Source organism: Leucobacter luti (assembly GCF_050310065.1).
Lineage (GTDB): Bacteria > Actinomycetota > Actinomycetes > Actinomycetales > Microbacteriaceae > Leucobacter > Leucobacter luti_B.
Genome location: NZ_CP190007.1, coordinates 2,241,011 through 2,254,651 on the forward strand (window position 1 = coordinate 2,241,011; position 13,641 = coordinate 2,254,651).

At 67.9% G+C, this 13,641-nt stretch carries 12 protein-coding genes; all 12 read right to left on the reverse strand.

Features of this window, described 5'->3' with window-relative positions:
- Positions 1 to 47 precede the first annotated feature (47 nt).
- Positions 48 to 1,280 (reverse strand): IS30 family transposase, encoded by a 1,233-nt coding sequence (locus tag ACOPJ3_RS10270; RefSeq protein ID WP_427869072.1) that lies wholly within the window; start codon positions 1,278 to 1,280, stop codon positions 48 to 50.
- A gap of 155 nt (positions 1,281 to 1,435) precedes the next feature.
- Positions 1,436 to 1,966, reverse strand: a complete 531-nt coding sequence (msrA, locus tag ACOPJ3_RS10275; RefSeq protein WP_427869073.1) for a peptide-methionine (S)-S-oxide reductase MsrA — start codon at positions 1,964 to 1,966, stop codon at positions 1,436 to 1,438.
- Complete coding sequence (gene nadE / locus ACOPJ3_RS10280) at positions 1,963 to 2,799, reverse strand: ammonia-dependent NAD(+) synthetase (RefSeq protein WP_427869074.1); 837 nt, start codon at positions 2,797 to 2,799, stop codon at positions 1,963 to 1,965. Before nadE ends, msrA begins: the two co-directional genes overlap by 4 nt.
- A gap of 50 nt (positions 2,800 to 2,849) precedes the next feature.
- Positions 2,850 to 6,359 carry a DNA polymerase III subunit alpha gene (dnaE, locus tag ACOPJ3_RS10285; protein WP_427871217.1) on the reverse strand — a complete coding sequence of 1,170 codons (3,510 nt, stop codon included), beginning with the start codon at positions 6,357 to 6,359 and terminating at the stop codon, positions 2,850 to 2,852.
- A 140-nt stretch (positions 6,360 to 6,499) separates the two neighbouring features.
- Complete coding sequence (locus tag ACOPJ3_RS10290; RefSeq protein WP_427869075.1) at positions 6,500 to 8,266, reverse strand: glycosyltransferase; 1,767 nt, start codon at positions 8,264 to 8,266, stop codon at positions 6,500 to 6,502.
- A gap of 165 nt (positions 8,267 to 8,431) precedes the next feature.
- A complete protein-coding gene (locus ACOPJ3_RS10295) occupies positions 8,432 to 9,349 on the reverse strand; it encodes an RluA family pseudouridine synthase (RefSeq protein WP_427869076.1) in 918 nt (305 codons plus the stop codon).
- The gene (gene lspA / locus ACOPJ3_RS10300) at positions 9,349 to 9,936 is read right to left on the reverse strand and encodes a signal peptidase II (protein WP_427869077.1); all 588 of its coding nucleotides are present in this window, start codon (positions 9,934 to 9,936) and stop codon (positions 9,349 to 9,351) included. The genes ACOPJ3_RS10295 and lspA overlap by 1 nt, the downstream gene beginning before the upstream one ends.
- Positions 9,937 to 9,945: 9 nt before the next feature.
- Complete coding sequence (locus ACOPJ3_RS10305) at positions 9,946 to 10,626, reverse strand: DivIVA domain-containing protein (protein ID WP_427869078.1); 681 nt, start codon at positions 10,624 to 10,626, stop codon at positions 9,946 to 9,948.
- Positions 10,627 to 10,708: 82 nt separating this feature from the next.
- Positions 10,709 to 11,005, reverse strand: a complete 297-nt coding sequence (locus ACOPJ3_RS10310; RefSeq protein WP_427869079.1) for a YggT family protein — start codon at positions 11,003 to 11,005, stop codon at positions 10,709 to 10,711.
- A gap of 3 nt (positions 11,006 to 11,008) precedes the next feature.
- Positions 11,009 to 11,521 (reverse strand): cell division protein SepF, encoded by a 513-nt coding sequence (locus tag ACOPJ3_RS10315; protein WP_427869080.1) that lies wholly within the window; start codon positions 11,519 to 11,521, stop codon positions 11,009 to 11,011.
- Positions 11,522 to 11,551: 30 nt separating this feature from the next.
- Positions 11,552 to 12,244 (reverse strand): YggS family pyridoxal phosphate-dependent enzyme, encoded by a 693-nt coding sequence (locus ACOPJ3_RS10320; RefSeq protein WP_427869081.1) that lies wholly within the window; start codon positions 12,242 to 12,244, stop codon positions 11,552 to 11,554.
- Positions 12,245 to 13,510, reverse strand: a complete 1,266-nt coding sequence (ftsZ, locus tag ACOPJ3_RS10325; protein ID WP_427869082.1) for a cell division protein FtsZ — start codon at positions 13,508 to 13,510, stop codon at positions 12,245 to 12,247.
- Positions 13,511 to 13,641: the final 131 nt, after the last annotated feature.

Sequence of the window (13,641 nt, forward strand, 5' to 3'; positions counted from 1 at the left end):
AGGCCAGATGCCCGGCGAGTTCAGGGGATCGTGTGAACACCGGTGTTTTATTCGATCTGCAGTAGTTTACTGAGGGCTTCTGTTGGGGTGTGCCAGTTGAGGGTTTTCCGGGGGCGGCCGTTGAGTTCCGCGGCGACGGCGTTGAGGTAGTCCTGACTGTACCCATTGAGCTTGGTCCCTTTGGGGAAGTACTGGCGGAGGAGTCCGTTCGTGTTCTCGTTCGTGCCTCGTTGCCAGGGCGAGTGCGGGTCGCAGAAGAACACGCCATCTCGTAACTCGAGTTCTCGTGCGATCCGGGCGTGGTCTGAGAGTTCTTTGCCTTGGTCCCAGGTGACGGAGAGTCGGAGATGATCGGGGAGGTGCCCCATTTGTCGGATCATTTCGTTCGCGACCGTGACCGCGTCTCGCCGCTTGGGCAGGTGGAGCAGGATCACGAACCGGGTCGACCGTTCCACGAGGGTGCCGATCTGACTGCGGCCATCCTTTCCGAGGATCAGGTCCCCTTCCCAATGCCCCGGAACCGCACGGTCTTCCACTTCGGCGGGCCGTTCGGAGATCATGACCATGCCCGGGATCTTCCCGGGGCCATGACCCTCATGCTGTTGACGGGTACGCTCCCGGGGCACCCGTTGTGCCCGGCCACTGCGCAAGCATCCAGCCAGCTCACGACGAAGCTCACCCTTGCCCTGCACATAAATCGACCGGTAGATCGCTTCGTGTGAGATCTGCATCGATGGATCGTCAGGAAAGTCCATACGCAATCGTTGCATTATCTGGGCCGGGGAATGCCCAAGCTTAAGCCGCGAGGCCACCAGAAACTCAAGCCGGGGATGCTGCTGCAGTTTCCCTGGCTTCGGGCGCGCGAGCCGGCGCTCGGCGTGTCGTTGAGCCAAAGAGGGCGAGTACCAGTCCGTCGATGTTGGTGGGCGGGTGGTGCGCTTGGGCCGATACATGGGGGCCCTGCCACGATTACGTCGCAGCTCGTTCCACACCGTCGAGGGAGACCTCCCCAGATCGCGTGCGATCTGCCGAATCGAGTCGCCCCGAGAAACTCCCCCGAGAATGCGTTCGCGTTCCCGGAGCGAGAGATACCTGGAATGAATCACGGGGGTCTGCCTTGGCACCATCCCACCAGCATGCCGGAACAAGAAGTCACCATGCGCCGGACGAAAACCCGCCACCAGTGACGCCTGCTGCCGAGTATCCCCAGCCCGGATCCGCCCCCAAAAAATGATCTCTTGCGACCGGAACACCTTCCGCGTACGCCGCTTCTGAACCATCAAGCACCCCTAACCCATAGAGGTGTTCACACGACCCCCTGAACCCGCCCCCAAAAACGTGAAGTTGAGTGCAGAACTCCGCGTGAGCGCTGCAGGTCGAGGGCCGCGGCGCAGAATCCCTCGGGTCCCGCTCACACTCTCACGGGGAACGACACCTAGTCGCGGAGGTACGAGGCGAACGCCGCGCGCACCTTGTTCACCTTCGGCACCGCGACCGCGAGGCAGTAGCCCTGGGTGGGGTTCTTCGCGAAGAAGTCCTGGTGGTAGTCCTCGGCAGCGAACACCTCTCCGAGCGGCTCGATCGTCGTGACGATGTCGCTCGGCCACCACTCCGAGGCGCGCTCGATGGCGCCCTCGAAGCGTGCGCGCTGCTCGGCGTCGGCCGGGAACATTGCCGAGCGATACTGCGTGCCGACGTCGTTGCCCTGGCGATTCAGCTGCGTGGGGTCGTGCATGGTGAAGAAGGCGTCGAGGATCGTGTCCGCGGGGATCACGCTGTCGTCGAATGTCACGGCGACGGCCTCAGCGTGGCCGGTGCGGCCCGTGCACACAAGCTCGTAGCTCGGATCCGGGATCACCCCGCCCGTGTAGCAGGAGACCACCTCGCTCACGCCACGCAGCTGTCGGTAGGCGGCGTCGAGGCACCAGAAGCAGCCTCCGGCAAGCACGTAGGTTGTTTCGCTCATCGTGTTTCCTTCCACCAGTCGTCGTCGGGGCCGACGGGCAGGTTCCGCTTGTGCCGCGTGCCCCAGTAGCGTCCCTCGAGGTTCTCGGCGTCCGCCTCGGCGATCTCCTCGCCGCGCAAATACGCGTCGATGACCGGGTAGTCGACGCCGAGGCTCGACGCGTCGGTCTGGCCGGGCTTCTCGTCGAGCAGGTCCGCGGTCGGTACCTTCTCCCACAGGCGGACCGGCGCTCCGAGCTCGCGCAGCATCTCGGCGCCCTGGCTCTTCGTGAGGCCGGCGAGCGGGGTGACGTCTGCGGCCCCGTCGCCGAACTTCGTGAAGAAGCCCGTGATCGCCTCGGCCGCGTGGTCCGTGCCGATCACGAGCAGCCCGCGCTCCCCCGCGATGGCGTACTGCGCGACCATCCGGATCCTGGCCTTCACGTTGCCGCGGTTGAAGTCGCTCAGCGCCTCCTGTCCGAGACCGCCCGCGACCGCTGCGGCGAGCGCGTCGGTGCCGGGCGCGATGTCGACGGTGACCGTGCGATCCGGGGCGATGAAGCTGAGCGCGAGTTGCGCGTCGTCCTCGTCCGCCTGCACCGCGTAGGGTAGGCGGACGGCGATGAACTCGGCCTCGCGCCCCTCGGCGCGGAGCCGCTCGACGGCGAGCTGCGCGAGCCGGCCTGCGAGCGAGGAGTCCTGCCCGCCGGAGATCCCGAGCACGAAGCCGCGCACGCTGGGGATCGACTTCGCGTAATCGCAGAGGAACGCGACCCGCCGCTCGATCTCCGCGGCCGGGTCGGTATCGGGCTTGGCGCCGAGCGCCCGGACAATGTCCTGTTGCAGTTCGCTCACGTCGCCCATGCTACTCCCGGCCCGTTTCCAGCTGGTGTCGTTCGGCCCGGTCAGCCGACGAGTTCCTCGACCGGGAGCAGGCAGCGCGGCCCGAGCAGGCCCTTCAGCTCGCCGAACAGGTCAGCGGAGATCCGCACCTGGAGCGGCAGCTCGAAGACCCGGATCGCGGTCGAGGTGAGCAGGTTCAACCTGACCTCGCTCTCCCCCGGATGCCGCTCGAGCGTGCGCTTGAGCTCGTCCATGAGTTCCTCGGTCGCCCGCGTGTCCCCCACGGTGAGCGCGAGCGTCGTCGCGTCATCCTGCACCCCGGCGTCGATGGGCTTTACCCCGTAGGCGTGCATCGACATGCCGTCATCGCGGGCGTTGAGCTTGCCGCGCAGCGCGACGATCGAGTCGGGCTGCAGCAGGCTGCCGAACTCCTGGTAGGACTTCCCCATGAAGAGCGCCTGCACCTCGCCCGTGAAGTCCTCGATCGTTACCATGCCGTAGAGGTTGCCCGACTTGGCGGTGCGGTGCTGCACGCTCGTGAGGAGGCCGGCGACGGTGACGATCTCGCCGTCCATCGACTGGGTGGCCTCCGGGTTCGTCGCCTGCTGCACCGTGATGCTCGCCTCCTTCGCGAGCGCGGCGTCGAGCCCGCGCAGCGGGTGGTCGGAGACGTAGAGCCCGAGCATCTCGCGCTCGAAGGAGAGCTTGTCCTTCTTCGTCCACTCGGGGCGATCCGGCACCTGCGACACGGCGGGACTCGATGCGCCCGAGTCCTCTGCGGCCGCCGCGAACAGGCTGTCGAAGTCGAAGCCGACGTTCCCGTTCTCCGCGTCGCGCTTCTCCTTGACCGCGCTCTCGACGGCCTGCTCGTGAATCTCGACGAGCGCGCGGCGCGTGCCGCCGAGCCCGTCGAGCGCCCCCGCCTTAATGAGGGACTCGATCGTGCGCTTGTTGAGCACGACGAGTGGGCACTTCTTCATGAAGTCGTGGAAGCTCTCGAACGCGCCCTTTTCCTCGCGGGCCTGGCGGATCCCCTCGACCACGTTCGTGCCGACGTTCCGGATCGCGCCGAGGCCGAAGCGGATGTCGTCGCCGACGGCGGAGAAGTTCGCGAACGAGTCGTTCACCGCGGGCGGCAGCACCTTGATGCCCATGCGGCGGCACTCGTTCAGGTAGAGCGCGAGCTTGTCCTTCGAGTCGCCGACGCTCGTGAGCAGCGCCGCCATGTACTCGGCCGGGTAGTGGGCCTTCAGGTAGGCGGTCCAGTAGCTGACCACGCCGTATGCGGCCGAGTGGGCCTTGTTGAACGCGTAGTCGGAGAACGGGAGGAGGATATCCCAGAGGGCCTTCACGGCCGCCTCGGAGTATCCGCGCTCCTTCATGCCGCCGGCGAAGCCCGCGTACTGCTTGTCGAGCTCCTCCTTCTTCTTCTTGCCCATGGCGCGGCGGAGAATGTCCGCCTGGCCGAGCGAGAAGCCCGCGACGCGCTGCGCGATCGACATGACCTGCTCCTGATAGATGATCAGGCCGTAGGTCGTATCGAGGATGTCCTTCAGCGGCTCCTCGAGCTCGGGATGGATCGGCGTGATCGGCTGCAGCCCGTTCTTGCGGAGCGCGTAGTTCGTGTGCGAGTCGGCGCCCATCGGGCCCGGCCGGTACAGCGCGAGCACGGCCGAGATGTCCTCGAAGTTGTCCGGCTTCATGAGGCGCAGCAGCCCGCGCATGGGCCCGCCGTCGAGCTGGAACACGCCGAGCGTGTCGCCCCGCGCGAGGAGCTCGTAGGAGGGCTGGTCGTCGAGCTCGAGCCGCTCGAGGTCAAGCTCCTCGCCGCGGTTGAGCCGGATGTTCTCGAGCGCGTCGGAGATGATCGTCAGGTTCCGCAGCCCGAGGAAGTCCATCTTGATGAGCCCGAGGCCCTCGCAGGTCGGGTAGTCGAACTGCGTGACGATCTGGCCGTCCTGCTCGCGCTTCATGATGGGGATGATGTCGAGGAGCGGGTCGCTCGACATGATCACGCCGGCCGCGTGCACGCCCCACTGCCGCTTCAGCCCCTCGAGCCCAAGCGCGGTCTCGTAGACGCGCTTCGCGTCGGGATCCTCCTGGAGCACCGCGCGGAACTCGGCGGCCTCCTTGTATCGCGAGTGCTCCGGATCCGTGATGCCCGAGAGCGGGATGTCCTTCGCCATGACGGCGGGCGGCATCGCCTTCGTGAGCTTCTCGCCCATCCCGAACGGGAAGCCGAGCACGCGCGAGGCGTCCTTGAGCGCCTGCTTCGACTTGATCGTGCCGTAGGTCACGATCTGCGCGACGCGCTCGTCGCCGTACTTGTCGGTCACGTACTTGATGACCTCGCCGCGACGGCGATCATCGAAGTCGACGTCGAAGTCGGGCATGGAGACGCGATCCGGGTTGAGGAAGCGCTCGAAGATGAGGCCGTGCTGCAGCGGGTCGAGGTCCGTGATGCGCATCGCGTAGGCCGCCATCGATCCGGCGCCGGATCCACGCCCGGGGCCCACGCGGATCCCGTTGTCCTTCGACCAGTTGATGAAGTCGGCGACGACCAGGAAGTAGCCGGGGAAGCCCATCTGCGTGATGACGCCGACCTCGTACTCGGCCTGCTTGCGCACGTCGTCCGGGATCCCGCCGGGATAGCGGTAGTGGAGGCCGCGCTCGACCTCCTTGATGAACCAGCTCTCCTCGTTCTCGCCCTCGGGCACGGGGTAGCGCGGCATGTAGTTCGCGGAGGTGTTGAATTCCGACGAGCACCGCTCCGCGATGCGGAGGGTGTTGTCGCAGGCCTCGGGCAGCTCTCGGAAGATGTGCCGCATTTCGGCGGCCGACTTCAGGTAGTACCCGGATCCGTCGAACTTGAAGCGGTTCGGATCGTCGAGCCGGGATCCCGACTGCACGCACAGCAGCGCCGAGTGCGACTCGGCGTCCGCCTCGTGCACGTAGTGCAGGTCGTTCGTCGCGACGAGCGGGATGCCGAGATCCTTCGCGAGCTCGATGAGCTCCGTCTTGACCCGGCGCTCGATGTCGAGCCCGTGGTCCATGAGCTCGCAGAAGAAGTTCTCCTTGCCGAAGATGTCCTGGAACTCGGCCGCGGCCTCGCGCGCCTCCTTGAACTGGCCGAGCCGCAGCCGGGTCTGGATCTCGCCGGACGGGCATCCCGTGGTCGCGATCAGGCCCTTCGCGTAGCGGTTGAGAAGTTCCCGGTCCATGCGCGGCTTGAAGTAGTAGCCCTCGATGGAGGCGAGGCTCGAGAGCCGGAAGAGGTTGTGCATGCCCTCGGTCGACTCGGAGAGCAGGGTCATGTGGGTGTAGGCGCCGGCGCCCGAGACGTCGTCGCCCGCACCGTCGCCCCAGCGCACCCGGGTGCGGTCGCCGCGGTGGGTGCCGGGCGTGAGGTAGGCCTCGATGCCGATGATCGGCTTGACGCCCGCGTCGCGCGCGGTGCGCCAGAAGTCGAAGGCCCCGAAGGTGTTGCCGTGGTCGGTCACCGCGATCGCGGGCATCCCCTGCTCGGCGGCCGCCTGGATGAGCGGCTTCACTCGCGCGGCACCGTCGAGCATCGAGTACTCGCTGTGCGTGTGCAGGTGTACGAAGCCGTCTTGTTCAGCCACGGATGAAGCCCCTTTCGCAGACCCCTCCAAGGGTACCCCTCCCAGTTCAGAAAGGGATGGGGCCGCCTGGTGCTCGGCGCGCCCCCTGGCTACGCGGCGAGCCGGCGCCGGATCGCCCTGGCGATCCTCGCCGTCCCGCGCACGCCGACCGTGCTGGTGCCGACCCCGCCGAGGGCGGTGCGCTCCGACACGACAACGCGCCTCGCGCCTGTGCCCCGGCCGAACACGGCGATGACGTCGCGGTCCCCCGCGAGCGCCTCGGGGAACTCACCGCGCTTGAGACGCACCCTGGCTCGCACTCGGTTGCCGGCGAGTCTCCGAATGGCCGCGTCCCTGCGCCACTCGAGGTTGCCGTTCGCGACACCCAACGAGACGTCCGGCAGTTCCTTAGCGTGCGGCCACCCAATATCGATCTGCAGGTCCACCGCGGAATCGGTCCGCGCCACGCGGAACGCCTCGACCCTCGGCTCCTTCGCGGGCGCTCCCGCTCCCGCGCCGATCTCAGGCTCTAGCCCGTTGACGAGCCGGCGCCACTCAGCCCCGACCGCTGCAGGCTGGAACTCTTCCGCGGCGCGGACCGCGGCCGAGCTCTGCTGCTGCGCCTGCTCCGGATCGGCCGAGGCAAAATCTGCGATGCTCCTGGCGAGCGCCTCGATGTCGCCGTCCGCAACGAGGTGTTCCGGGAACGCCGCGAGCAACTCAGCCGGCCCGTAGGGCACGTCGTAGGCGAACGGCACGCATCCGGCCGACATCGCCTCGGCGATCGCCATGCCAAACCCCTCGTGGGTGCTCGTGAGCGCCGTCCAGCCGGCCCGCCGGAAGACGCCCTTCGCGCCCGGTTGGTGCCCGCGGAGGTGCACCGAGCCCTCGAGGCCAAGCGCTTCGATCCGCTTCGCGATGGCACGCTCGGAGCTCCCCGAGCCGAAGATCTCGAGACGGATATCGGCTTCAGGGGCGAGCGTGCGGGCCCGTGCGACCGCCTCGACGACCTGCACGACGCGCTTCCGCTCGTCCAGTGAAGCGAGCACGGCGCCGAGCGACTGATCGCGCCCGCTCGCCCCCTCGCTGCCTCCCTCGGCCGCTGGCGCGGGCCCGATCGCGGGCGGGATCACACGGATCTCGGGATCCGCGCCCAGGAGCTCCGCGATGTCGGAGCGCTGGCGATCCGTCGAGCACACCACACGGTCAAACGTGAAGAGCTCCCGCATCATGGGCGCGCGCGCGGGGTTCAGGACGCCGAGCGGGGGCACCTCGCCGGGTGCGAGGTGGAGGTTGTGGATGACGTGCACGCTCGCGACGTTCGGGCGCCGATAGCGCTGGCCGTAGGGCGCAGTGACCTTACTGTCGTAGAAGATGACCGCCGGGTCTCCCCCCAGGTACTCGTCGAGCACGTGGTCATAGAGCGGCCAGATGCTACGCCACGCCCGGACCGGTCGTTCGCGCCGATCAAAGAGGGTGACCCTGCGCCCGCCGGGAACCCCGCGCGTGCGCGTGTCCTGCCGGTCCACCACGAGGAGGGTGCCGTCCGGCCTGAAGTGTTCTCGCTGCAGGATCCGGCGCTCGCCCGTCGCGAAGTGCGTGCGCACACGCACGACGCCATCGACCTCGAACTCCTCGGTGTGCGCGTCATCCTTGAGCCGGTGATCCCACTTCGGCACGGACTTTGGTGCCGGATCGGGGAGCTCGGAGAGCAGATCCCAGAGGTTCGCGAGCCGTCCGGCCGCGGGCAGGACGCCAGCCGAGGTCAACCGCTCGATGTCGGTCCGCCGCTCCTCGAGCGGGGAGAACACGACGGCCTCGCAGCGGTAACCGCCCTCTTCGAGCAGGGCCGCACGGGTGAAGGCCGTCGAGGTCATTCCCCCGATGTGCTCCGGTATGTGCCAAAAGGCGGTCACGATCCGCGGTGTTGCAGCACGCATTGCGAGCAGTCCTCTCCCAATACCCAACCCAAAGCCCGCGATTACGGGCGCCCACGGGAACCCTACCGACCCTGCCTTGGCGGACGCCGTGCAGGGCCGATCTCAGCCTGAGAGAACGTCGAGCGCGTGCTGCAGATCGGCCGGGTAGACGCTCTCGAACTCGACCGGCTCGCCCGTCGCGGGGTGGCGGAAGCCGAGTCGCATGGCGTGCAGCCACTGGCGGGTGAGGCCGAGGCGCTCCGAGAGCGTGGGGTCTGCGCCGTACATTCCGTCGCCGACGCACGGGTGGCGCTGCGCCGACATGTGGACACGGATCTGGTGGGTCCTGCCGGTCTCGAGCTCGATCTCGAGGAGGCTCGCGTAGGGGAACGCCTCGATCGTCGTGTAGTGCGTGATCGATGGCTTGCCGTCGCGCGTAACCGCGAACTTCCACTCGCTGCCCGGGTGGCGGCCGATGGCGCCCTCGATCGTGCCCGCGAGCGGATCGGGGTGGCCTTGCACGACCGCGTGGTAGATCTTCGAGACCTCGCGCTCCTTGAAGGCGCGCTTGAGCTCGCGGTATGCGTGCTCGCTCTTCGCCACGACCATGAGCCCGCTCGTGCCCGCATCGAGGCGGTGCACCACGCCCTGCCGCTCCGCCGGGCCCGAGGTTGCGATCCGGTAGCCGGCGCCCGCGAGCGCGCCGAGCACGGTCGGCCCCTCCCAACCGAGCGAGGGGTGCGCGGCGACCCCGGCGGGCTTGTCGATCACGACGATGTCGTCGTCGTCGTAGACGATCCCGAGCTCGGGCAGGTGCACGGGCACGATCTCGGGGCCGGCTTTCTCCTGCCAGGAGACCTCGAGCCAGCCGCCGGCGGAGAGGCGGTCGGACTTCCCGAGCACGCGCCCGTCGAGCGCGACGCCGCCGCCCTGCGCCACCTCTGCGGCGAAGCTGCGGGAGAAGCCGAGGAGCTTCGCGAGGGCGGCGTCGACGCGCTCCCCCACGAGTCCGTCCGGCACGGGAAGGCTGCGGTGCTCCACTACTGTTCCTCCCGCTTGCCGCGGTGGCGCGGGGCGCCGTCGATCGGCAGGCCGAAGAGCGTGATGAGCACGAAGAGGATCATGCCGGAGACGATCCCGATGTCGGCGATGTTGTAGATCGCCTCGTTGAAGCCGAGCCACATCCACGGGGTCGAGATGAAGTCGATGACGTGGCCCTCGGGGAACCCCGGCTCGCGCGTGAGGCGGTCGGTCAGGTTGCCGAGCACGCCGCCGAGCAGCAGGCCGAGGAACAGCGACCAGGAGAGCGAACGCAGCCGCCGGATCTGCCACAGGATCACGACCACGACGACGACCGCGAGGATCGTGAAGATCCAGGTGGAGCCCGTAGCCATGGAGAACGCGGCGCCGGGGTTGCGCACGAAGTGCCAGCGCAGGAATTCCCCGAGCACGGGGACGGTTTCGCCCTCGGTCAGGGAGGTGACGACCCAGTTCTTGGCGAGCTGGTCGGCGGCATAGACAATCGCCGCGACGGCGAGCAGCAGCAGGGGGGCGTACCGACGCCACGCGGCGACCGAGACCTGAGGGGTCTCGGTCGCCGCGGGCGTCGGGTCGGAGGCGTCGATCACGCTCCGATGTTAGCGCAGGCCGTCGGGTGCGCCGGCCGGCTCCGGCGAGCCGTCGAGGCCCTTGAGCTGAGACTGGATGTACGAACGCAGCGTCGAGCGGTACTCGCTCTCGAACTGGCGCAGGTCCTTGATCTTGAACTGGAGGTCGCTGCGCTCCTCACCGAGCACGCGGAGCTCGTCGGCGCGCTGCTTCTGCGCCTCGTCGACGAGCTGCTTCGCGGTGCGCTCGGCGTCGTCGATCATCTGGGTGCGCTTCGCCTCGGCCTCGCTGATGAGCTTGTCGCGGGTCTCCTCGCCCTCCTGGACATGCTTATCGTGCAGTTCGAGTGCGAGCTGCAGCATTGCGCTCGACTTCACCGCATCAGGCTGCGGCACGGAGGTGCTCGGCTGGGCAACCGCCGCGTCTGCCTGCGGCGCTGCCGGCACCGGGGCCGCGGGGGCCTCGACGACGATCGTCTGCTCGGAGACCGACTCCTCGGTCTTCGCAGCTCCGCCCTTCGACTCGGCCTCGGCGAGCTGCGCCTCGAGCTCGTCGATACGAGCCTGCAGCGCCGCCTTCTCCTGCTCGTGCTGGCGCAGCTCCTCGACAATGGTGTCGAGGAAATCGTCAACCTGATCTAGGTCGTAGCCGTCGCGGAACTTGGTGATCGTGAACTTCTGATTCACGACGTCTTCAGGAGTCAGGGCCATCGTTACGTCTCTTTCGCTTCGGGACCACTGACGTGGTCATGGGTCAACGCTAGCAAATAAATAGGTGTTCTCGCAGGTGCGGTCACAACCAGCCGGGGATCACCACGAGGAGAATCCAGCACGCGACGAGGGTGATCATCCAGCCCAGGTCAAGCTGCACCTGGCCGAGCCTGATCGGTGGGAGAAGCCGCCGGAACAGCTTGATGGGCGGATCGGTCACGGTGAACACGAAGTCGATGAGCACCGCGACGATACCGCGTGGCTGGAACCTCCGGTTGAGCACCATGACCCAGTCGATGATGAATCGAGCCCACAGGATGATGATGTAGATGCGGATGAGTACCCGCACGACGGTTCCAACCGCGAGAAGGACCTCCACCGGCTACGCCGAGGGAGACACGAAGAACGACCCGCTGTCGCTCTGGCGCACGTCTTCTTCGCTGCCCGTGTCGATGTGCTCGGGCGTGAGCAGGAAGACCTTGCTCGTCACCCGCTCGATGCGGCCGCGCAGCCCCATCGCGAGTCCGCTCGCAAAGTCGATGAGACGCTTCGCGTCGGCATCGCCCATGTCGGACAGGTTGATGATCACGGGGACGCCCTCGCGGAAGTTCTCGCCGACGATCTTCGCGTCGGCGTACTTCGAGGGGCGCAGCGTCAGGATCTCGTTGAGCGGCTGCGACTGCGGCGCACGCGTCGGCGTGACCCGGCGGAGCGGGGTCACCGCGGCACGCTGGGGCGCCGGCTTCGACGATTCGGCACGCGGCGACTGCGCGGGCGCGGTCGTCTGGGTCTGGCGAGGGGTCGCGGGAGCCTGCTGCGCCTGCGAGTTCTGCTCCTCAAGGTCCTCTTCTGCGAGGCCGAGGAACACCATGGTCTTCTTCAGCGGGTTGCTCATGTTTTCTCCCAACGGTGAGGTGCTTCGAGACTAACGGTGATCGGGGCGATTACCGGTGATTGCGCTCCCGATCCGCAGGTGTGTCGCACCCGCGGCGATTGCCTCGGCGTAGTCGTGCGTCATACCTGCCGAGATGGCGGCGGCGGCGGGGTCCACGGAACGGACCAGCTCTGAGTATCCTGCGAGTCGCTCGAACGCGCGCGCCGGATCCTCTTCGAGCGGAGCGACGGCCATGACCCCGCGCAAGTGCAGGGACGGGGCGGCGGCGACGCGCTCGGCGAGCTCGACGATGCCGTCTGGCGCGACTCCCCCGCGGCCGGGATCGTCGGTCATGTTGACCTGCACGAACGCATCGATGGGACGCTCCACGTCAGCGAGCGCGTCGACGAGCCGATCCCGGTCGATCGAGTGGATCGCGTGGGCGTAGCGGGCGGCCTGGCGCGCCTTCTTCGTCTGCAACTGGCCGATGTAGTGCCAGTTGAGGCCGAGCGACGCGAGTTCCGCCGCCTTCTCCTGCGCCTCCTGGTGCCGGTTCTCACCGACGTCCCGGACGCCCAGTTCCGCGAGTTCCCTGACGAGGCTCGCGGGGTGGAACTTTGTCACGACGATCAGGGTGATCTCGTCTTCGGAGCGGCCCGCGGCGCGGCATGCATCGGCGATGCCGCCCCGGACCTCGGCGAGCCTGTCACCGAGGCCGGGATGGAGCACCGTTTCCGCAGCCATTTACTTCAGGAACTCGGGGATGTCGAGGTCGTCGTCGTCATCGCCGTCGAACGCCGGATCTGAGATCTGCGCCTCGACGGGCGGGTTCGAGAGCACCTCGCCGAACTGGCCGGTCACGGGCTGCTTCGTCTCCGCGGACTCGCGGTCGCCGCCCGCGTTGAAGCCGGGGAAGCCGAGGCCGGTCGCCTCGCCCGTCGCCGCTGCGGTGACGGTGCGCCCGGATCCGGATCCGGATCCGCTGCGGTCCGAGGCCTCCTCGAGGCTCTCGACGTGGCTGCCGCGGCGGCCGCGCTCCGGAGCGGCTGCGGGCTGCGCCGCCTGGTCCTGGTCGAAGCCGGCCGCGATCACGGTCACGCGCACCTCGTCGCCGAGCGTGTCGTCGATGACCGTTCCGAAGATGATGTTCGCCTCGGGGTGCACGACGTCCTGGACGAGCGTCGACGCCTCGTAGATCTCGCTGAGCGCGAGGTTCGAGGAGCCCTGGATCGAGAGCAGCACGCCGTGGGCGCCCTCAACCGAGGCCTCGAGCAGCGGCGAGGCGACCGCGAGCTCCGCGGCCTTGATCGCGCGGTCGGCCCCGCGCGCGGAGCCGATGCCCATGAGCGCAGCACCGGCGCCCTGCATGACAGACTTGACGTCGGCGAAGTCCAGGTTGATGAGGCCGGGCGTGGTGATGAGGTCGGTGATGCCCGAGACGCCGGCGAGCAGGACCTGGTCGGCGGCGGCGAAGGCCTCGATCATGCTGATGCCGGGCTCGCTGATGTCGAGCAGGCGATCGTTCGGCACCACGATGAGCGTGTCGACGGCCTCGCGGAGAGTGTGTACGCCAGCGTCGGCCTGCGCGGCGCGGCGCTTGCCCTCGAAGCTGAACGGGCGGGTCACGACGCCGATGGTCAGCGCGCCGATCGACTTGGCGATGCGCGCGACGACGGGAGCCGCGCCCGTGCCGGTGCCGCCGCCCTCGCCCGCGGTCACGAAGACCATGTCGGCGCCGGCGAGCGCCTCCTCGATCTCTTCCGCGTGATCCTCGGCGGCACGGCGGCCGACCTCGGGATCCGCGCCCGCGCCGAGGCCCCGCGTGAGCTCGCGGCCGACGTCGAGCTTGACGTCGGCGTCGCTGAGCAGCAGCGCCTGCGCGTCGGTGTTGACAGCGATGAACTCCACACCGCGCAGCCCGAGCTCGATCATTCGATTGACAGCGTTGACGCCGCCGCCACCGACTCCGACGACCTTGATCACCGCGAGGTAGTTCTGGTTGCCTGACACCTGGATCCTCCGCCCCAACCTTCAACCTCTAGCTGAAGTTAAAAGTTAGTATTGCCGTATACACTTCCTGCGCACAACGCTATGGGTACGGCCTCGAAGCGGGCCGCAGACACGCCGGTTTCTCCGGCACC

Bases quoted from the DNA above. Each gene is read 5' to 3' on its own strand.
- ACOPJ3_RS10270 (WP_427869072.1), bottom strand. From the start codon at position 1,280: ATGGTTCAGAAGCGGCGTACGCGGAAGGTGTTCCGGTCGCAAGAGATC.
- msrA (WP_427869073.1), bottom strand. From the start codon at position 1,966: ATGAGCGAAACAACCTACGTGCTTGCCGGAGGCTGCTTCTGGTGCCTC.
- dnaE (WP_427871217.1), bottom strand. From the start codon at position 6,359: ATGCTCGACGGTGCCGCGCGAGTGAAGCCGCTCATCCAGGCGGCCGCC.
- ACOPJ3_RS10290 (WP_427869075.1), bottom strand. From the start codon at position 8,266: ATGACCTCGACGGCCTTCACCCGTGCGGCCCTGCTCGAAGAGGGCGGT.
- ACOPJ3_RS10305 (WP_427869078.1), bottom strand. From the start codon at position 10,626: ATGGCCCTGACTCCTGAAGACGTCGTGAATCAGAAGTTCACGATCACC.
- ACOPJ3_RS10315 (WP_427869080.1), bottom strand. From the start codon at position 11,521: ATGAGCAACCCGCTGAAGAAGACCATGGTGTTCCTCGGCCTCGCAGAA.
- ACOPJ3_RS10320 (WP_427869081.1), bottom strand. From the start codon at position 12,244: ATGGCTGCGGAAACGGTGCTCCATCCCGGCCTCGGTGACAGGCTCGCC.